An 18343-nucleotide genomic window follows, 5' to 3' on the forward strand; every position below is an offset into this window, starting at 1 on the left:
AAAAACAGGTGATTAGTCGATTAACTGTTTTTATTATTTTGAGACGTGGAAATCTCAGATTTCGATAAGGGATATTTACAGTCGTTAAAACTTAATAATATTAAGATCTCTAATCTTCTTTAACTATTTTATTCCTATTTTTGTATGATTAGTATATATCGAATAATATAAATGAAGAGAATATTCCTGATTGGGTATATGGGTGCCGGGAAAACCACTGCCGGAAAAGAACTCGCGAAAGTTCTGGAACTTGAATTTATAGATTTAGACCACTTTATACAAGCGCGTTACCAAAAAACTGTGAGCCAGCTGTTTCAGGATGTTGGCGAAGCAGAATTCCGTAAAATAGAAAGCACTGTACTGAAAGAAGTTGGCGAATTCGAAAATGTAGTCATTTCTACAGGAGGTGGTACTCCATGTTTCTTTGATAATATGGAGTATATGAATAAGGCCGGTACTACGGTATATCTGAATGCTGCGCCTGAGGCACTCGCCGCACGGTTAAACACATGTAAGGAAAAACGTCCACTCATAAAAGACAAAAATGAAGAAGAACTTTTCGCTTTTGTCGTAGAGAGTCTGGAGAAAAGAAATCCGTATTACACTCAGGCACAGATTATATTCGAAACGGAAGAACTGGTCAATCGGGATGATGTTAATAAATATGTTCAGCAATTAATTGATAAATTATGAAATCTAATCTATCGAAGAAGTTTTTATCGGGTGTAATAATACTTGCGTCAGTTGTGTCTGTTGTTGCTCAGGATAAGCAATACACACTGAATGAAGATAAATCGCAGGTTTCATTGATTGTCGATTTGAAGCAGACCAAATATACTGTTGCCGACATCCAATACAATAAACGGGGAACTGCACTATTGGAAGCAAAGGTATATACACTCGGTATAAATATGGATACTATCGGTTCCTGGTCGGCATTGTCGAACAAGGATAAAATCTGGAAGCTGAATATTGATGTACCTCAGGCAACAGGTTTCTTTGTCCGGTTCGACGATTTTTATTTACCCGAAGGGGCAAAGCTATATGTCTACAATAAAAATAATACAACCGATGCTGTTGTGTACAACCATAATGATAATCCTTCCGGCGGGCCATATTCTATAGAAAATTTAAAAGGGGATAATGTCGTACTGGAATATGTTATTCCGGAGAAAATAGCGGAAACACCCCGTATACTTTTATCCGATGTAGGGTATAAATATACAAACGGAAATGGGGAACATTCCGATTTTGATACATCTGCGTCATGTATGATTAACGTTAATTGCCCTGATGCTGAAAATTGGCAATACCAAAAGAAAGGCGTGGTTTTGTTAAGAATGACAAAAAGCGATAGGAAAACGTATTTATGTTCGGGATCTCTTATTAATAATACAAACAATGATAAGACTCCGTATTTACTTACGGCCGACCATTGTTTCGAAAATATGACTGTCGATCAAATTCCGGACAATACATCATTCATTTTTGAATATGAATATCCTACCTGCGAGATGGAAGCTGGGGCCCAGGCTCCCAGATATAAATACCACAAAGGTTCGGAAGTAATGGTGCTTAATCCGATAAATGGAGGAAGTGACGGAGCATTACTTAAACTTACAGAAAGCATTCCTGACGATTGGGACGTATATTTTAACGGATGGAACAGAGAAAATAAAGCGAGTAGCAGCGGAGCTATAATTCATCACCCGATGGGGGATGTGAAGAAAATATCATTTTATGAAAAGGAATTGTCTACGGGTACGTGGAGTGGTTCAGCGACGAATGCACATTGGGTGGTTACTTATACAAAAGGAGCTACTCAAGGGGGTTCATCGGGCAGTCCTATTTTCAATCCGGCAGGGTTGATTATAGGTACGCTGACAGGTGGTGAAAACAACTCTTGTGATTTGACAATCCCCGACTATTATGGGAAATTGTGGTATCACTGGGATCAATATCCGGATGCGAACAAGCATATGAGTAAATATTTAGATCCGACAAATACAGGAGTAACCAAACTTGCCGGACTGAACAACAATGATGATATAGAAAAAAATATTGTATTGGATAATAATGACCTCTCTATGATTCTGAATACAACTACTGAAGTTACAATTCTTGATGGAAATGGTGATTATACTGTTTCATCATCAAACAGTAATATAGTGTCGGCAGAATTAAATAGTAGTAAAGTTATAATCAAGGCTCTCGATTTTGGTTCTGCACTAATTAATATTACGGATAAGAAAAATAAGGCAGCCCAAATAACGGTTTCAGTAGTAAGTACTGTGAAATACGCTATAACCGGGACAAAAACCCTTACAGTAACACTTAATAAGGAAGACGATTCTATTAGACGCATCCGGATAATCAATCTGAACGGCGATACGGTCATTGATAAAAAAGGTCTTGATGTAAAAGAGGAGCCAATAGATATCAGTATTTTGCCAAGAGACACATATATCATACAAACTATAACCAAAAACGGGACAAAGAAAGCGGAGAAAATAACATGGTAAAGATAAAATCGGTATATGTTTGCAGCAATTGCGGCAATGATTCACCCAAATGGCTGGGTAAATGTCCTGTTTGCGGCGAATGGAATACCTATGTAGAGGAAATAATAAGTAAGGAGAAGTCTTCGGCAAAAAGCGGCCTGCATATATTCGACACCACTAAGGCCAAACCTTTACTTCTGAAAGATGTACAGACAGGTGAGGAGCCACGTATCGACTTGCACGACGGGGAACTCAACCGTGTACTCGGAGGAGGCCTTGTGCCCGGCTCACTGGTATTGATAGGAGGGGAGCCCGGTATCGGCAAATCGACTTTAATATTGCAGACCGTATTAGGACTGAACGGAATAAAGACACTATATATATCGGGAGAGGAGAGCGCACGCCAGTTGAAACTACGTGCCGACCGTATCAATTCCAATAGTGAAAATTGTTTTATAGTCTGTGAAACCAATCTGGAACAGATATTTGTACATATTCAGAATCTGAATCCCGGATTTGTTATTATCGATTCCATCCAGACGGTTTTTACCGATGCAGTAGAATCTTCGCCGGGAAGCGTATCGCAGGTACGCGAATGTTCGGCTGCGATACTCAAGTTTGCAAAAGAAACAAATACACCAGTCGTATTGATAGGACATATCAATAAGGAGGGAAGTATAGCCGGGCCGAAAGTATTGGAGCATATCGTTGATACAGTACTCCAGTTCGAAGGCGACCAGCACTATATGTACCGTATCCTGCGCAGTATTAAAAACCGCTTTGGCAGCACTGCCGAGCTGGGTATTTATGAGATGCGCCAAAATGGATTGCGTGAAGTGAGTAATCCGTCCGAATTGCTGCTCACGCAGAACCATGAGGGATTGAGCGGTGTATCCATTTCCGCGGCTATCGAAGGCATACGTCCGTTTCTGATAGAAACACAGGCGCTGGTCAGCACGGCTGCATATGGTACGCCGCAACGCTCGGCTACCGGATTTGACCTCCGCCGGATGAACATGCTTCTTGCCGTGTTGGAAAAACGGGCGGGTTTCAAACTTATCCAGAAAGATGTTTTCCTGAATATTGCGGGGGGATTGAAAGTAAACGATCCCGGCATGGACTTGTCTGTTATCAGTGCCGTATTATCATCCAGCCTGGATATTTCCATCGAGAAGCATGTGTGTATGACAGGTGAAGTCGGTCTGTCCGGAGAAATCCGTCCGGTCAACCGTATCGAGCAACGCATACTGGAAGCCGAAAAACTCGGCTTTTCGAAAATACTTGTACCGCAAAATAATTTGAAAGGATTTACATCGAAAGTCAATATCGAAATCATCCAGGTGAGAAAGGTTGAAGAGGCTTTCAGACAACTTTTCGGATAAAAACAGATATTTTACAGGATGGAAAATGTGCCCTTCTGGATATTAACTGTAGCTTATTCGGCGCATATTCTCGAAGAGTATGTGTTGGACTGGAAATCATGGGCACAGCAAACATCCGGTCTGAAAATGGAATGGGCTGAATTTTTTGTAGCCAATTTCGCCGTCATTGTATTGGGTATTTGTTGCTCGGCTGTCGGATATACCTGTCCGGTCTTTGCATATTTATTTGTCGGACTAGCTGCTGTAAATGCTATCTTTGCCCATATCGGAACCACTGTTGTTAAACGGAGATTTTCTCCGGGATTAATAACTTCTGTATTCCTTTTTATACCGGTTTGCGCATGGGCCTATGCAATAGCCTCCGAAAAAGGGATTCTGACTGTCTCTTTTACCATAATAAGTTTGTTGGGAGGATTTCTTATTATGTCTTTTCCCATAATACTGCAATTAATTAAGAAAAAAATGAATAATTCCCCTAAATAGTTAATATCTTTACAATCTAAAGACTGATTTTATTAATATTTAAGTGCATTATTTTTTATAATGGATATACAGATAATAGCATTCGATACAGATGATACATCTATCATGTTGTCTTATAAACTGATGTACCTTCCTACTATGCAGAATGCCGGATGAAAAAAAGAATCGATTTAAATACATGGAACCGGAAAGAGCATTACAATTTTTTCAGGTCGTTCGATGACCCCTTTTTCGGTATGACGGTCGATGTTGATTTTACTCCTGTTTATAATTATAGTAAAGATAGTAAGTCTTCGTTTTTTCTTCATTCGTTACACAGGATTATGCGGGCTGCCAATGCGGTAGAAGCGTTCCGTTACAGGATCGAAGATGAAGAACTGCTTTGCTACGATACCATTCATCCCGAATCGACGGTAGGCCGTGATGACGGTACATTCTGTTTTTCTTTTTTCGAATATTTTTCCGATATAGAAGAATTTACAAACAATGCTTTATTGGTTATAGAGCGGGTGAAGAATACGACAGGACTGGGACTGCAAAGCCTTCCCGGTAATAATAATGTTATTCATTATTCATCAGTTCCGTGGATACGGTTTACCGATATGAAGCATGCTGTTTCGTTCGGTAATAACGGGGCCATCCCCAAAATATCGACGGGAAAACTCTTTTCAAAAGAACAAAAATTGCTATTGCCTGTTTCTATAACTGTCAATCATGCTGTAATGGATGGCCTGCATGTAGCGCAATTTCTGGATAAGTTAAACGAGAGTATCCATTCACTCTGAAATATAAAAGATAACAAGGATAATGACCTATCAGGAGACCATAGAATATTTGTACAACCAACTGCCCGTATACCAAAGAGTAGGTGGTATCGCATACAAAGAGGGATTGGACAACAGCCTTGCCCTCGATACATATTTTGCACATCCCCATACTAAATATAAAACAATCCATATAGCCGGAACGAACGGCAAGGGTTCGACCTCGCATTTGCTTGCAGCCATATTACAGGAAGCCGGATATAAGGTAGGGCTATACACTTCGCCGCATCTGGTAGACTTCAGGGAGCGTATACGTGTCAACGGGGAAAAGATATCACAGCAGTATGTTGTGGATTTTGTAGAAAAGCACCGGGAATATTTCGAACCGGTAGAGCCTTCGTTTTTTGAACTGACAATGATGATGTCGTTCCTTTACTTTGCGGATATGCATGTAGATGTAGCTATCATAGAGGTGGGACTGGGTGGGAGGCTGGATAGTACTAATATTATCACGCCGGACCTCAGCGTAATAACCAATATAAGTTTCGACCATATGCAGTTTCTTGGCAATACATTGGAAAAGATTGCCTCCGAAAAGGCCGGTATTATAAAGAAAGGTATACCTGTAATTATAGGTGAAGCGGAAGGTGAGATAAAGACTGTATTTGCCGACACAGCGGAAAGGGTGGGAGCACCCATTCTATTTGCCGAAGATGAACATATAATCCAGTCGAGTTTGAGGACAGCAAGTGGCTGGCTTTTCGATACAAAGTATTATCTGCATCTTAAAGGCGAACTGTCAGGGTATGCACAAATAAAGAATGCGGCCACAGTATTATGTGCGGTCAAGGAATTACAGAAAATAGGATATACTATTCCGTCTAAGGCTGTCTATAACGGATTTGCATATGTAACCAAACTGACAGGCCTGATGGGGCGTTGGCAGATTCTGCAGGAGTTGCACCCTAAAATAGTATGTGATACAGGACACAATGTAGCCGGAATGAAGTATATAGCCGAGCAGCTGGCTAATGAGAAGTGCGATACACTACATATTGTACTGGGAATGGTAAATGATAAAGATATTGCTTCCATACTCGAATTACTGCCCCGTAAAGCCATTTATTACTTTACCAAAGCTTCTGTTCCCCGTGCCATGAACGAGCGCGAACTGCAAATGCAGGCCCAGAAGAAAGGTTTGATGGGATATTCATATCCGACAGTGGCGGAAGCTGTTCGGGCGGCAAAAGACTGGGCAGCATCCAATGATTTCATATTCATCGGAGGTAGTAACTTTGTTGTAGCCGATGCTCTGAATACTTTTGGGTATAAATAGAGAATAGTTGCGAGTGATTCCATAGGAGCAAAGAATTTTCCCTAATTAATGGGTGAATGTTTTTTCGTCCCTACAGGTCCGGAAACTGTTACTTTTTTAATGTCATTTTATCTATATGGTACAGATAACAAGCGTGTTGTCGATAGAAAAGTAACAGTGTGAAAAATTTCGAAAGGTTGTTACCTTTGTTACCTTTTGAAAAAAGTTACAAGTAAACAAGACACGAGATACGAGTTGTTAACTGATGACTGTAAAGGTTGTTACCTTTGTTACTTTTTAACAAGTCGTAAGTTTTTAAGTTATATGAGATACGAGTAGACAAGACACGAGATACAAGTTGTTGGCTGATGACTGTAAATAGTGTAACCTTTGTTACTTTTTAACAAAATATATACTGATTATGAATGGTATAAAACTTTCGGATTGCAAATCTGAAAGGATGAAAGAGACTAATATAATCTGCCTGTATTCGCTGGCAGCATAAACTAGAATATAATGCAACAATTCAACATCGAAAAACCAAACGACGAAGTCCGTTCTTATTTACAGGAAAAAATTGATAACCTTACCAAACCGAAAGGTTCATTAGGCGTATTGGAAGACCTTGCCATGCAAATCGGCTGGGTGCAACAATCCCTCAGTCCTAAACTGACGAATCCCTGCCATATCGTATTTGCAGGCGATCACGGTATCGCAGCCGAAGGTGTAAGCCCTTCTCCGCAGGAGGTAACATATCAAATGATATTAAACTTTTGGGCAGGTGGCGCAGGAATTAATTTCTTGGCCCGTCAGCATGGGTTTAACCTTAAAGTGGTGGATTCGGGTGTTAATTTCGATTTCAAAGATGGCGATCCTATCATAGATAAGAAAATCCGTAAGAGCACACGCAATTATCTGCACGAGGCAGCTATGACGCATGAAGAAATGGAGTTGGCCGTACAACGCGGGGCAGAATGTGCACAGACATGTTACGACGAGGGGTGCAATGTCATTGGTTTTGGAGAGATGGGTATAACGAATACTTCGTCTTCTTCCCTCTGGATGACCTATCTTACAGGTATCCCGTTAGATCAGTGCATTGGCGCCGGATGCGACCATACAGGTAAAATCATCAGCCACAAATACAATGTGCTGAAACAATCTATGGAAAATTACAAAGGCGATGCCTCTGTCGAGGATATTATGCGCTATTTTGGAGGTTATGAGATGGTGATGACTGTGGGCGCTATGCTCAAAGCTGCCGAACTGAAAATGATGATTCTGGTCGATGGTTTCATTATGACGAATTGCATGCTTGTAGCATCTAAGTCAAACGAAAATGTATTGCATTATGCTATTTTCGGGCATCAGGGTGATGAAGCAGGTCACAAACTGGTATTGGATTATCTGAAGGCAAAACCTATACTGAATCTTGGTCTCAGGTTGGGAGAGGGCACAGGTGCGTTATGTGCCTATCCTATTGTCGCTTCTGCCCTGCATATGATAAACGAGATGCATTCGTTTAAGGAGATAAAAGTGACAAAGTATTTTTAAATAGTTACAAGTTACTTCGCCCTGTAGGCAGTTACGAGTTACAAGTTTGCTAACACATCAAAAACAGATTGGCTAATTATTGACTCGTAACATGTAACATGTAACTCGTAACTGTTTTATAATGAAAAATATAGCTGCCGCCCTCGTTTTTTTTACCCGTTTACCGTTTTGGCGGTTAAAGGCCTTTAATGTACCTGCCCCGTATTATAAGCAGGTAATCAATTACTGGCCCGTTGCCGGATGGCTCACGGCAGCGGTGATGGCAGGGGTGCTTTGGAGTGCTGCGCAAATTTTGCCTTATTCCATTGCTGTTATTCTGGCAATACTAAGCCGTTTACTAGTTACGGGAGCATTGCACGAAGATGGTCTGGCCGATTTCTTCGATGGATTTGGGGGAGGGAATACACGCGAGCGGACGCTGGAGATAATGAAGGATTCGCACATTGGTACATATGGGGTTGTCAGCCTGATATTTTATTTTTCATTATTTTATTTGCTTCTGAGCAATCTTAGTCTCGAAATGGCTTGCCTTGTGATATTATCGGCAGATCCGTTATGTAAATTCATAGCATCACTCATAACTCTGTTCCTGCCATATGCCCGAAATGAGGAAACCAGTAAATCGAAGGTGGTTTATAATAAAATGTCAGTCAGAACAGGTGTTATATCTATCATATTAGGACTATTCCCTTTTATTTTATTATTAAAAATTGACTTTTTGCCGGCTATAATATTTCCTATCTTTGTTTTCGCAGGATTAATTCTTCTGATGAAAAAGAAAATCGGGGGCTATACAGGTGATTGTTGCGGAGCTACATTCCTGATGTGTGAATTGTCTTTTTATCTGGGAATAGTGATAATATTGAATTGTTTAGCTGTTTAATAGGTTAATATTCAAATTGGCTAATTTACTAATTGATTTCATGAAAATATATATTGTACGACATACAGCAGTTGGCGTAAACGGTGTTTGCTACGGACAAACTGATGTGCCATTAAAAGAAACCTTTGAAAGTGAAGCTGAAATAGTAAAGCAAAACCTGAAAGATATAACTTTCGATGCTGTATTTTCCAGTCCGTTGAGCCGGGCAAAAAAACTTGCCGAGTATTGCGGATATGAAAATATACGCCTCAAGGACAGGTTGAAAGAACTGAATTTCGGCGAATGGGAAATGCAGGAGTGGGACAAGATAGATATGACGGAATGGGAAAAAGACTGGATAAATACCCCTGCGCCCAACGGAGAATCCTTTGCACAAATGTATAAGCGTATAGCATCTTTCCTCGACGAACTTAAAGGGCAGGATCACTCTACTGTGGCAGTCTTTGCTCATGGCGGGGTAATAAACTGTTTTAAAGTATATTTCGGTAAAACGGATTTGGCCGGGGCATTCGATGATTTGTCGGAGTACGGGCAGATATCAGAATTCGAATTTATTTGAATGAAATAAAATATTATCCGGATGTAGTTTCATAGTGTATATACCATGAAACTTATTTTATTTAAATACACCCTTTTTCATTTGCATATAATAAAATTATTTATATCTTTATGATATCATTTTAATATCAAATAATAAATAATATGGAAACACGGGAGAAGAAGTTTGAAGGAGCTAAAATCTCAGGATTTGCAGCTATTGTAATTGGATTGATTTTGGTTGGTGCAAGTATTTTTGCTATAACAACAGAAACGATCGCAGGGGTGGCAGGAGGAATAGTCGGTTGTGTATTGCTGATTCCTGCAATATTCTACGGGCTTATTATGATAGAACCGAACGAAACCCGTGTAATGATATTCTTTGGAAAATATAGAGGAACATTTACCGAAAATGGTTTTTTCTGGGTAAATCCTTTCTATTCTACACGCCGGATTCCTATTCGTGCACGAAATCTCGATATAGAGCCTGTAAAGGTAAATGACAAAGTGGGTAATCCTATAATGATTGGCGCAGTGTTGGTTTGGAAAGTAAAAGATACATATAAAGCATCTTTCGACATCGATGCAGCCGGAAGCAGTGTAATGACTGCAGCCGCCAACTTTGTGAAAATACAGAGTGATGCCGCTTTGCGTCAGGTAGCCGGTATGTATGCATATGATAATAACAATCATGAAGCGGATGCGATAACTCTTCGTTCCGACGGTGATGAGGTGAGCCAGAAGCTGGAAGATGAACTGAATAGCCGCTTGGCAATTGCTGGTATCGAAGTCATAGAAGCTCGCATCAATTACCTCGCATATGCAGCTGAAATAGCGAGCGTGATGCTCCGCCGTCAGCAGGCAGATGCGATTATCGCTGCCCGTGAGAAGATAGTGGAAGGCGCGGTAAGTATGGTGCAGTTGGCCTTGGATAAACTGCAAAAAGACCAGATAGTGGAACTTGACGAGGAGCGTAAAGCTGCCATGGTGAGTAATTTACTTGTGGTACTTTGTGCTGATGAGGCGGCTCAACCGATAGTGAATGCGGGAACACTGCATCATTAATTCTATTTCAGGTTTCAAGATTTCAAAATGGTATTTCTTTCAATATTGAAATCTTTAAATCTTTAAATTAATATTATTGTGGCTAAAAAAGAAAAAGAATCTACTGTAAAAAGCTTCGTCCTGCGTATCGATTCCGAAATGATGGATGCAATTGAAAAATGGGCTGCCGACGAGTTTCGCAGTACCAACGGGCAGATACAGTATATTCTCGATCAGGCACTTCGTAAAGCAGGACGGACAAAAAAGGAGAAGGAACCCAAAACGGATAATGGATAATTAGTAACAAAGAGAACCGGTTTAGAAATCGGTTCTCTTTGTGATGAAAAGGATTTTTCTATAAATTATCTTAACATCATTTCTTTTGTTCAAGATAGCGATATGGGGATAGGGAAAAATCTCATTTTTTTAATACTTTTGCACTATTAAGCAGAAGATAGTATTTAATGATATATCTTCGAGCGGTAACTTACATTAGTTATTATACTTACCAAAGTAAAAAAATAGGTCCGCGACCTTAAAGGAAAGAGTTATAAAACGGTTTAAAAAAATATTTCTCACTATTTTCGGGATAATTTTCGGTCTGGTTATCCTGTTGTTTGGCTTATTGAACACATCCGCTGTTCAGGAATATGCCAAAGACCTTATTGTGAAGGAACTGAAGGCTAAATTAGGTACAGAACTGGGGATCGGCAGTCTTCATTTTGAACCGTTCAATACCATTGCTATCGATAGCCTGTATCTTTATGACCAATCCAATGAGAAAGTTTTGATGGCTGATAAGGTTTCGGCAGGCGTTGATATCCTTGCCCTTATAAACGGTAAGATAGTAATCACTTCTGCATGGCTTACCGATTTTGAAGTCCACTTATCGAAAGACAGTACAAGTGCTCCTCTGAATATACAATATGTAATTGATGCATTCAAATCGAAAGATGATAAACCGAAAGCCAAGCTGGATATTAAGCTGAATGCAATCAACCTGTCCAATGGCCACTTTTCATATGATGTAAAAGACCGTCCTTTAAAGGTTGGCCAGTTTGATGCAAATCATATACAAGTATCCGGTATGGATGCTAAGTTTACTGTAAAGTCTATAAAGGAAGACTCTCTTAATATTCAGGTGAAAAAAATCAGTCTGAAGGAAAAAAGCGGACTGGAGATATCGAATCTTGTATTCAGAGTAATCAGTCAGGGGAAAAAGATGTCGGTCAGGGGATTTGAGCTGAACCTGCCATCTTCCTATATGTCGTTAGAAAAATGCGAAATAGACCTCACGCCGACAAGTGATACGGCTAAAATACTTGATTACGCAGTTCTTGATTGTCGCGTAGCCCCTTCATATATAGCTCCGAAAGATATAGCGGCATTTGTTCCCGTATTGCAGAATTTCAATGACTTAGTTAATATACGTGCCCATGTTTCGGGTTCGCTGGATAATCTGACCCTTTCTGAATTGTTCGTAAATTATGGGGAAAAGATGCATTTGACTGCTAATGCAGAGGTCAAAGATATCCGGGATTCCGAAAAAACATATCTTTTGGGCAGTGTCGACGATTTGACTATTGGGATTAATGAGGTGGAAAGTATACTCAATAATTTTTCCAAAAATAAGACTCAATTGCCACCGCAATTAAAAAAGTTAGGTAGATTGTCTTTTATCGGCGATATTTCGGGTTATTTAAAACAACTTACGGCTTTTGGCAGTCTGGATACAGACCTGGGTATTATTAAAACAGATGTGCTCTTCGGGCTGAATCCAAGAAAAGGAATAAGTTCCTTTGTACATGGGAAAGTTTATACTTCAGACTTCGAACTGGGAAAGCTTTTGGATAACAAAGACTTGAACAAGATATCATTCAATCTTGCTGTTGATTTGGAGAAACCCATATATGGTAAAATCAGGGGGACAGCAGACGGAGATATTCATAATTTCGATCTCAAAGGATATACGTATAAAGATATTTCGCTGGATGCAACTTACGACGGCCTGCGGGTAGACGGGCAACTGAATGTGAATGACGAGAATGGTATATTGAATGTTAACGGACTGTTTGATTTGACTGATAAAGAGAATCCGGAGTTGAATTTCAGGGCCAGAATAAAGAACGTTCAACTGGCTAATTTGCATTTGGCCGAAAAGATGCAGCACTCTTATCTCTCTCTTTCCATAGATGCAGATTTTATCGGTAGCCATATCGATAATGCAGAGGGATATGTAAGGATAGATTCTATAGATTTTATCCGGGATGATAAGTTATTTCAAATGGATAGTCTTGTGGCAAGGGTTGCCGGCTTCCCGGACAATCGCAGGCTGAGTATAAGGTCTAACTTGCTAAAAGGAGATATCAACGGGATATATTCCATGTCGTCGATGATATATAGCGTGAAGCAGACATTGAGCATGTATTTGCCGGCTCTTATAAAGCCTGACAATAAGAAAAGACCGGAAGAGAAACCTAATATGCTTAATTTCGAATTGCAGATAAACAATAGCGAATCACTAAGCAGTATACTCGATCTGCCTGTTACAGTATTGAGTACTTCTAAAATAATCGGGTCTTATAATAATATAAATGACAGGTTTAATCTCGAAATATTTGCTCCGTCGGTAAAAGCAGCCGGAATGAGCATACAATCGGGATATGTTGCAATACGCAATCCGCACGATACGATAGATGCTAAAATAAACGCATTGGTTGCAGGCAAGAAAAATACAATCAATGATGTTGCTATTAATTCTAAGATTAAAGATAATCTAATCAATACAAATATATCACTGATAAATACAGGTGCGCAGAAAGCCCGCGGAAACTTTTCAATAAGTACACTCCTTACTAAAAATGAAACAGAGCCTTTCAGAGTGGATATAAACACATTACCTGGCGAACTATTGCTGAATAATGCCGATTGGAAAATGGACCAGTCACATATAGCCATACAGGATGGTCTGGTGTCCGTCGATAATTTCCGTATATATAACGAAGATGGTAGTCAGGAGGTAAAAGTAAACGGGAAATATACCCAAAAGGATTCAAATGATATATTAAAGGCTGAACTCAAAAATATTAATCTCGAATATGTTTTCCAGACTTTAGCTATAGATGCCCTTCAGTTTGGTGGGGCAGCCACAGGTAGCCTGTTCGTATCGAGTATAGAGAAGAAGCCATATGCAAATACACGCCTCGAAGTGACCGACTTTAAATTTAACGGGACGGAATTAGGTAAATTGAATATATTCAGTGAACTGGATGATGAGACTAATCAGGTTGTCCTCGACGGGCTGATCGTTAGCAAGGAAAATAAGCAGACGAAAGTAGATGGAATCTTAGACCCTATAAAACAGAGATTATCATTAAATTTCGATGCCGATAGTATCAACATAGGCTTTCTGAATAAATATGCCGAAACTATCTTTGACAATATCACAGGACGGGGTACGGGAAAAGTACATCTATATGGAGACTTTTCGAATGTAACAGTAGAAGGGAAGGCGTTTATCAAAGACGGAAGCTTGGGAATTCGTTTCCTGAATACACGCTATTCGTTTTCCGATACGGTTTATCTGAAGAAAGACCTTATCTACTTTAATGATTTGATACTGACCGATCAGTTTAATAACAGTGCGCATGCAAGCGGTAAGGTTGCGCATGATTTCTTTAGTAAATTTATGTATCTGGTCGAATTGAAAGCTGATAATTTTCTTGTTTACAACGCTTCACATTCTGTAAATCCCCTGTTTTACGGAAAAGTATTCGGCAGTGGAAATGGGACTATCGGCGGTGACGAAAGTGCCGTGGATGTGAATATCAGGATGCGTACGGAAGCCAATACACTTGTACGTATGAATTTTATGGAAGATGTCGTCAATGAATATTCTTTTATAACATATAAGAATAAACAGGAAGGAGATACGGTAAAAGAGGTAAAAACATCGATACTGGCTCCCCGCAATGATGCGGGAATGGATATCAATATGAACTTTTATGTGGATGTAACTCCCGACGCTACATTAGAGTTGCTGATGGACCCTGTGGGTGGTGATATACTGAGGGGAACGGGTAGCGGAGCTATGCGCTTCGAATGGAATCTGAAATCTTCGCCACGTCTCTATGGTACATATAATATCAACAGGGGAAGTTACAATTTTACTTTCCAGAGATTGATGGAGAGACGGTTCGATATACAGGATGGAAGTAATGTGCAATTCAGGGGTGATCCGTTTGATGCGACTCTGAATGTGGATGCTATATACAAAGTGAATGCGAGTCTTAACGATTTGGACGATGATCTGGCCAAAAAGGTAGGGCAAACTACTATCCCGGTTAATTGTATACTCAACCTGACCGGTCCGCTCAAGCATCCCAACGTAGATTTGGATATAGCATTGCCATCGACAGATGCAGAGGTAGAGCGGCAGGTGAAAAATCTTTTGAATACTCAGGACGAAATAAACAAACAGGTTGCATACCTGCTGATATTATCTAAGTTCAAAGCTCCTAATTATGCGACGCCGGGTGCGCAGACATCTGATTTCGCAGCTGTGGCCTCCGCTACTTTATCTAATCAGCTGACAAAAATTGTCAGCCGGATAGATGACAGGTGGCAACTGGGTACTAATATCCGCTATAGTGATGCCGAATTAACGAATACGGAGGCTGAATTGTTATTGTCGAGCCAGCTATTGAATAACAGGCTTCTGATAAATGGGAACTTTGGTTATCGTAATTATCGTAACAATATAACCATGGATAATGAAGCCATGATAACCGATATAGATATAGAATATCTGCTCAATAACGCGGGTACATGGCGTATAAAGGCATATAATCACTATAATGAGAAGTTCTATTATCTGGAACATGCTACACAGACACAGGGTGTCGGTATCATTTATAAGAAAGATTTTGACGGGTTGCGCGACTTATTCAACTATCCGTGGATAAGACACAAGAAAGATACGGTGCCTCCTCCGATTGTACCTGATTCCATACAAAAGGGCAGTACACTGAGCCCTTTCATCAGAATGAAGAAAAAATGAACCTTAGCGACGAATTAAAGGCTTTTATAATTACTCATGAGGCTGATGATGTGCATTCGCTTGCTTTACAGGCAAAGCAATATCCCGATATAGATATGGAAATGGCTATTCGTCAGGTTACAGGACGCAAGATAGCCAAAGAGAAAATCCCTTCGTGGTATGCCAATGACAACATAATTTATCCCAAACATTTGTCGATGGAACAATGCTCGTCGGAACAAACAGCCCTGTTTAAGGCCTCGCTATGCGGAGGTGAATCTATGGCCGATCTTACCGGTGGCCTGGGAGTAGACTGTTTTTTTCTCGCTCATGGTTTCAATAATGCCGTTTATGTAGAGCAGCAATCGGAGTTGGCCGAAATAGCTGTTCATAACTTTAAAATACTGGGACAGGATATAAAGGTCGTAAATGAAGATGCAGTGAGTTACTTGTCTTCTATGCCTCCTGTCAACCTTATTTATATAGATCCTGCACGCAGAGATAGTACAGGCCGTAAAACAGTACTGATAGAAGATTGTACTCCGAATATTCTCGATATAGAATCATTGCTGGAAGAAAAATCGAAGCAGGTAATGATAAAACTGTCGCCGATGCTGGATATTACTCTTGCCGTAAAATCGGTGAAATCCGTGTCGGATGTATATATTATCAGTGTGAATAATGAATGCAAAGAGTTGCTCTTTATCAAAAAAGGAAATACAGGTAAAACTCTTTACCATTGCGTAAATATACAGAATAGCAATACAGATACTTATACTTTCTATAAAGAAGATGAAGACACTATCTCTTTGAATTATACAACTAAAATAGCAAAATACCTGTACGAACCAAATGCGTCGATATTGAAAGCCGGTGCATACAAAAGTATAGCAAAAGCTTATTCTCTGGATAAATTACATCCCAGCAGTCACTTGTATACGTCTGATGTATTGTATGAAGATTTTCCGGGACGAAAGTTTGTTGTGGATAATATCTGCTCTCTGAATAAGAAAGATATGAAGGAATACCTGTCGGATATTAAGCAGGCAAATATTACTACCCGCAATTTCCCTTTGTCAGTTCAGGAAATAAGAAAAAAAACAGGGCTGAAAGATGGGGGAGATATATACATATTTGCCACTACATTAGCCGACGACAGGAAAGTATTATTGATTTGCCATAAAGCCTGAATATAAAAAAAGCCTCGCAAAATCTTTTATGCAAGGCTTTTCTTCAATTATTTACTGATATTATTTCTTCTTTTTCTCATCTTCAGCAGGTGTAGGAGCCAGTGGAATTATTACCTCTTTATCCTTTTCCGCCTGTCCTTTCAGATAAGACGGAAGATTCATTCCCGCCATTCCGAACAAGTCGTTTAACGGAGGTACGGATTTCATCAGGCCCGATATAAAGTTGGCGGTAGATGTCCTGCCATCGTCACCCGCACCGTTTCCTGTATCCCAGACAGTAACTTTGTCAATTTTGATATTCTTAACGGCCTCAACCTGAGTCTTAACCAGTTCAGGCAATTTCTCTATCAACAATAGCTGGTAAGCTGCCACAGGATCGCCTTTTGCAGCATTTACAACATCCCTGTAACCTTCCGCCTGTTTGGTCAGTATTTCATACAAACCGCGTGCTTCCGCATCCATTTTGGCGAAGATAGCGTCTGCATCTCCTTTAGCCTGTTCACGTACACGTTCGGCGGCAGCCTGCGCTTCAATGATAATTCTTTGCTTTTCTATCTCGGCAGGAACAACAACGTTGGCTATCTGCGTCGAACGCTCTCTTTCCGAACGAGCCAACTCGGCTTTTTGTTCAGCCATATATGCTTCTTCGAGAGCCTTGGCCTGCTGTACTTTTTCGGCAGCAACAGCCAGACGTGCAGCTTCCGCTTCTTTCTCGCGGCGTTGGGCATCCGAACCTGCAATTTCTATTTTCGCGGTGTTTTCACCCTTTACGGCTATTGCATTGGCTTCGGCGGTTTTCACACGGGTATCCCTGTCTGCTTCGGCCTTACCGATAGATTCGTCTCTTGCAGCACCTGCAATGCTTACTTCTCTGTCCTTCTGAGCCACAGCGATGGATACGTCCCTGTCTCTGTGAGTTTCGGCAATTTGTACATCGCGCATTCTGTCGGCGACAGCCTTACCTGTTTCCCCGATTTTTTCCTGCTCAGCCACGCTGATTTTTGCTTCATTGATAGCTTTTGCAGCGGCTTCCTTACCCAATGCTTCTATGTAGCCTGATTCATCATTGATGTCGGTAACATTTACATTTATCAGTTTCAGACCAATTTTGCGAAGTTCCGTATCCACGTTTTTCGCAATGTTGTCAAGGAACTTGTCGCGGTCGGAGTTGATCTCCTCGATCATCATGGTAGCGATAACCAGACGCAATTGTCCGAACAGGATATCTTTAGCCAATTCCTGTATCTGGGAAGTAGTCAGTCCCAGAAGCCTTTCTGCCGCGTTATTCATATTTTCCTTCTCGGTGGAAATGGCAATTGTAAAGCGACACGGAACATCTACACGGATATTTTGTTTACTCAGTGCGCTGGTGAGGTTGGCTTCGATGGATATCGGTTTCAGATCCAGATAAGCAAAATCCTGGATAACAGGAATAATGAACGCACCGCCACCGTGAATACATTTGGCCGATGCACCGCCTGTTTTTCCATATACTACCAGGATTTTATCGGACGGACATCGTTTGTATCTCGACACCATGGCCGAAATAAATACAAACAGGGCAATGACACCTACGACTATAATAATCGCAACATCAGGTATACCATCAATCATAATTAATAAATGTTTTTAAATTAGTTTATAATAGAGTT

14 protein-coding genes are annotated in these 18343 nt (G+C 40.4%); 13 read left to right on the forward strand and 1 reads right to left on the reverse strand.

Annotated elements, in window-relative coordinates; genetic code table 11:
• The first annotated feature begins 171 nt into the window (after positions 1-171).
• The 13 genes from B3317_RS17305 (at position 172) to B3317_RS17365 (ending at position 16691) form a co-directional block, all read left to right on the forward strand.
• Positions 172-693 (forward strand): shikimate kinase, encoded by a 522-nt coding sequence (locus tag B3317_RS17305; RefSeq protein WP_291114115.1) that lies wholly within the window; start codon positions 172-174, stop codon positions 691-693.
• Entirely contained in the window at positions 690-2522 is a 1833-nt protein-coding gene (locus tag B3317_RS17310; protein ID WP_291114118.1) for a trypsin-like serine peptidase, read from the forward strand. Before B3317_RS17305 ends, B3317_RS17310 begins: the two co-directional genes overlap by 4 nt.
• Complete coding sequence (gene radA / locus B3317_RS17315; protein ID WP_291114121.1) at positions 2516-3883, forward strand: DNA repair protein RadA; 1368 nt, start codon at positions 2516-2518, stop codon at positions 3881-3883. The genes B3317_RS17310 and radA overlap by 7 nt, the downstream gene beginning before the upstream one ends.
• Before the next feature lie 18 nt (positions 3884-3901).
• Positions 3902-4366 carry an HXXEE domain-containing protein gene (locus B3317_RS17320; RefSeq protein ID WP_291114124.1) on the forward strand — a complete coding sequence of 155 codons (465 nt, stop codon included), beginning with the start codon at positions 3902-3904 and terminating at the stop codon, positions 4364-4366.
• A gap of 152 nt (positions 4367-4518) precedes the next feature.
• Positions 4519-5151 (forward strand): chloramphenicol acetyltransferase, encoded by a 633-nt coding sequence (locus B3317_RS17325; RefSeq protein ID WP_291114126.1) that lies wholly within the window; start codon positions 4519-4521, stop codon positions 5149-5151.
• A 22-nt stretch (positions 5152-5173) separates the two neighbouring features.
• Positions 5174-6466, forward strand: coding sequence for a bifunctional folylpolyglutamate synthase/dihydrofolate synthase (locus B3317_RS17330; RefSeq protein ID WP_291114129.1), 1293 nt, complete (start codon positions 5174-5176; stop codon positions 6464-6466).
• 495 nt (positions 6467-6961) lie between these two features.
• Positions 6962-7999 (forward strand): nicotinate-nucleotide--dimethylbenzimidazole phosphoribosyltransferase, encoded by a 1038-nt coding sequence (gene cobT, locus B3317_RS17335; protein WP_291114132.1) that lies wholly within the window; start codon positions 6962-6964, stop codon positions 7997-7999.
• Between the two features lie 121 nt (positions 8000-8120).
• The gene (cobS, locus tag B3317_RS17340) at positions 8121-8882 is read left to right on the forward strand and encodes an adenosylcobinamide-GDP ribazoletransferase (RefSeq protein WP_291114135.1); all 762 of its coding nucleotides are present in this window, start codon (positions 8121-8123) and stop codon (positions 8880-8882) included.
• A 40-nt stretch (positions 8883-8922) separates the two neighbouring features.
• Positions 8923-9441, forward strand: a complete 519-nt coding sequence (cobC, locus tag B3317_RS17345) for an alpha-ribazole phosphatase (RefSeq protein ID WP_291114139.1) — start codon at positions 8923-8925, stop codon at positions 9439-9441.
• A gap of 143 nt (positions 9442-9584) precedes the next feature.
• Positions 9585-10484: an SPFH domain-containing protein gene (locus B3317_RS17350; protein WP_291114142.1), complete on the forward strand. Its 900-nt coding sequence runs from the start codon at positions 9585-9587 to the stop codon at positions 10482-10484.
• Positions 10485-10562: 78 nt separating this feature from the next.
• Complete coding sequence (locus B3317_RS17355) at positions 10563-10760, forward strand: Arc family DNA-binding protein (RefSeq protein ID WP_291114145.1); 198 nt, start codon at positions 10563-10565, stop codon at positions 10758-10760.
• Between the two features lie 328 nt (positions 10761-11088).
• Positions 11089-15522: a translocation/assembly module TamB domain-containing protein gene (locus tag B3317_RS17360; RefSeq protein ID WP_291114148.1), complete on the forward strand. Its 4434-nt coding sequence runs from the start codon at positions 11089-11091 to the stop codon at positions 15520-15522.
• Positions 15519-16691 (forward strand): THUMP-like domain-containing protein, encoded by a 1173-nt coding sequence (locus B3317_RS17365; protein ID WP_291114151.1) that lies wholly within the window; start codon positions 15519-15521, stop codon positions 16689-16691. Before B3317_RS17360 ends, B3317_RS17365 begins: the two co-directional genes overlap by 4 nt.
• Positions 16692-16751: 60 nt before the next feature.
• Here B3317_RS17365 and B3317_RS17370 read toward each other — a convergent pair whose 3' ends face one another.
• Positions 16752-18305 (reverse strand): flotillin family protein, encoded by a 1554-nt coding sequence (locus tag B3317_RS17370; protein ID WP_291114154.1) that lies wholly within the window; start codon positions 18303-18305, stop codon positions 16752-16754.
• Between the last annotated feature and the right edge of the window lie 38 nt (positions 18306-18343).

Origin of the sequence: Dysgonomonas sp. UBA7710 (assembly GCF_002482385.1) — a bacterium.
Lineage (GTDB): Bacteria > Bacteroidota > Bacteroidia > Bacteroidales > Dysgonomonadaceae > Dysgonomonas.

Excerpts from the sequence above, each read along its gene's own strand:
- B3317_RS17305 (WP_291114115.1), top strand. The coding sequence starts at position 172 with ATGAAGAGAATATTCCTGATTGGGTATATGGGTGCCGGGAAAACCACT.
- B3317_RS17310 (WP_291114118.1), top strand. The coding sequence starts at position 690 with ATGAAATCTAATCTATCGAAGAAGTTTTTATCGGGTGTAATAATACTT.
- radA (WP_291114121.1), top strand. The coding sequence starts at position 2,516 with ATGGTAAAGATAAAATCGGTATATGTTTGCAGCAATTGCGGCAATGAT.
- B3317_RS17320 (WP_291114124.1), top strand. The coding sequence starts at position 3,902 with ATGGAAAATGTGCCCTTCTGGATATTAACTGTAGCTTATTCGGCGCAT.
- B3317_RS17325 (WP_291114126.1), top strand. The coding sequence starts at position 4,519 with ATGAAAAAAAGAATCGATTTAAATACATGGAACCGGAAAGAGCATTAC.
- B3317_RS17330 (WP_291114129.1), top strand. The coding sequence starts at position 5,174 with ATGACCTATCAGGAGACCATAGAATATTTGTACAACCAACTGCCCGTA.
- cobT (WP_291114132.1), top strand. The coding sequence starts at position 6,962 with ATGCAACAATTCAACATCGAAAAACCAAACGACGAAGTCCGTTCTTAT.
- cobS (WP_291114135.1), top strand. The coding sequence starts at position 8,121 with ATGAAAAATATAGCTGCCGCCCTCGTTTTTTTTACCCGTTTACCGTTT.
- cobC (WP_291114139.1), top strand. The coding sequence starts at position 8,923 with ATGAAAATATATATTGTACGACATACAGCAGTTGGCGTAAACGGTGTT.
- B3317_RS17350 (WP_291114142.1), top strand. The coding sequence starts at position 9,585 with ATGGAAACACGGGAGAAGAAGTTTGAAGGAGCTAAAATCTCAGGATTT.
- B3317_RS17365 (WP_291114151.1), top strand. The coding sequence starts at position 15,519 with ATGAACCTTAGCGACGAATTAAAGGCTTTTATAATTACTCATGAGGCT.
- B3317_RS17370 (WP_291114154.1), bottom strand. The coding sequence starts at position 18,305 with ATGATTGATGGTATACCTGATGTTGCGATTATTATAGTCGTAGGTGTC.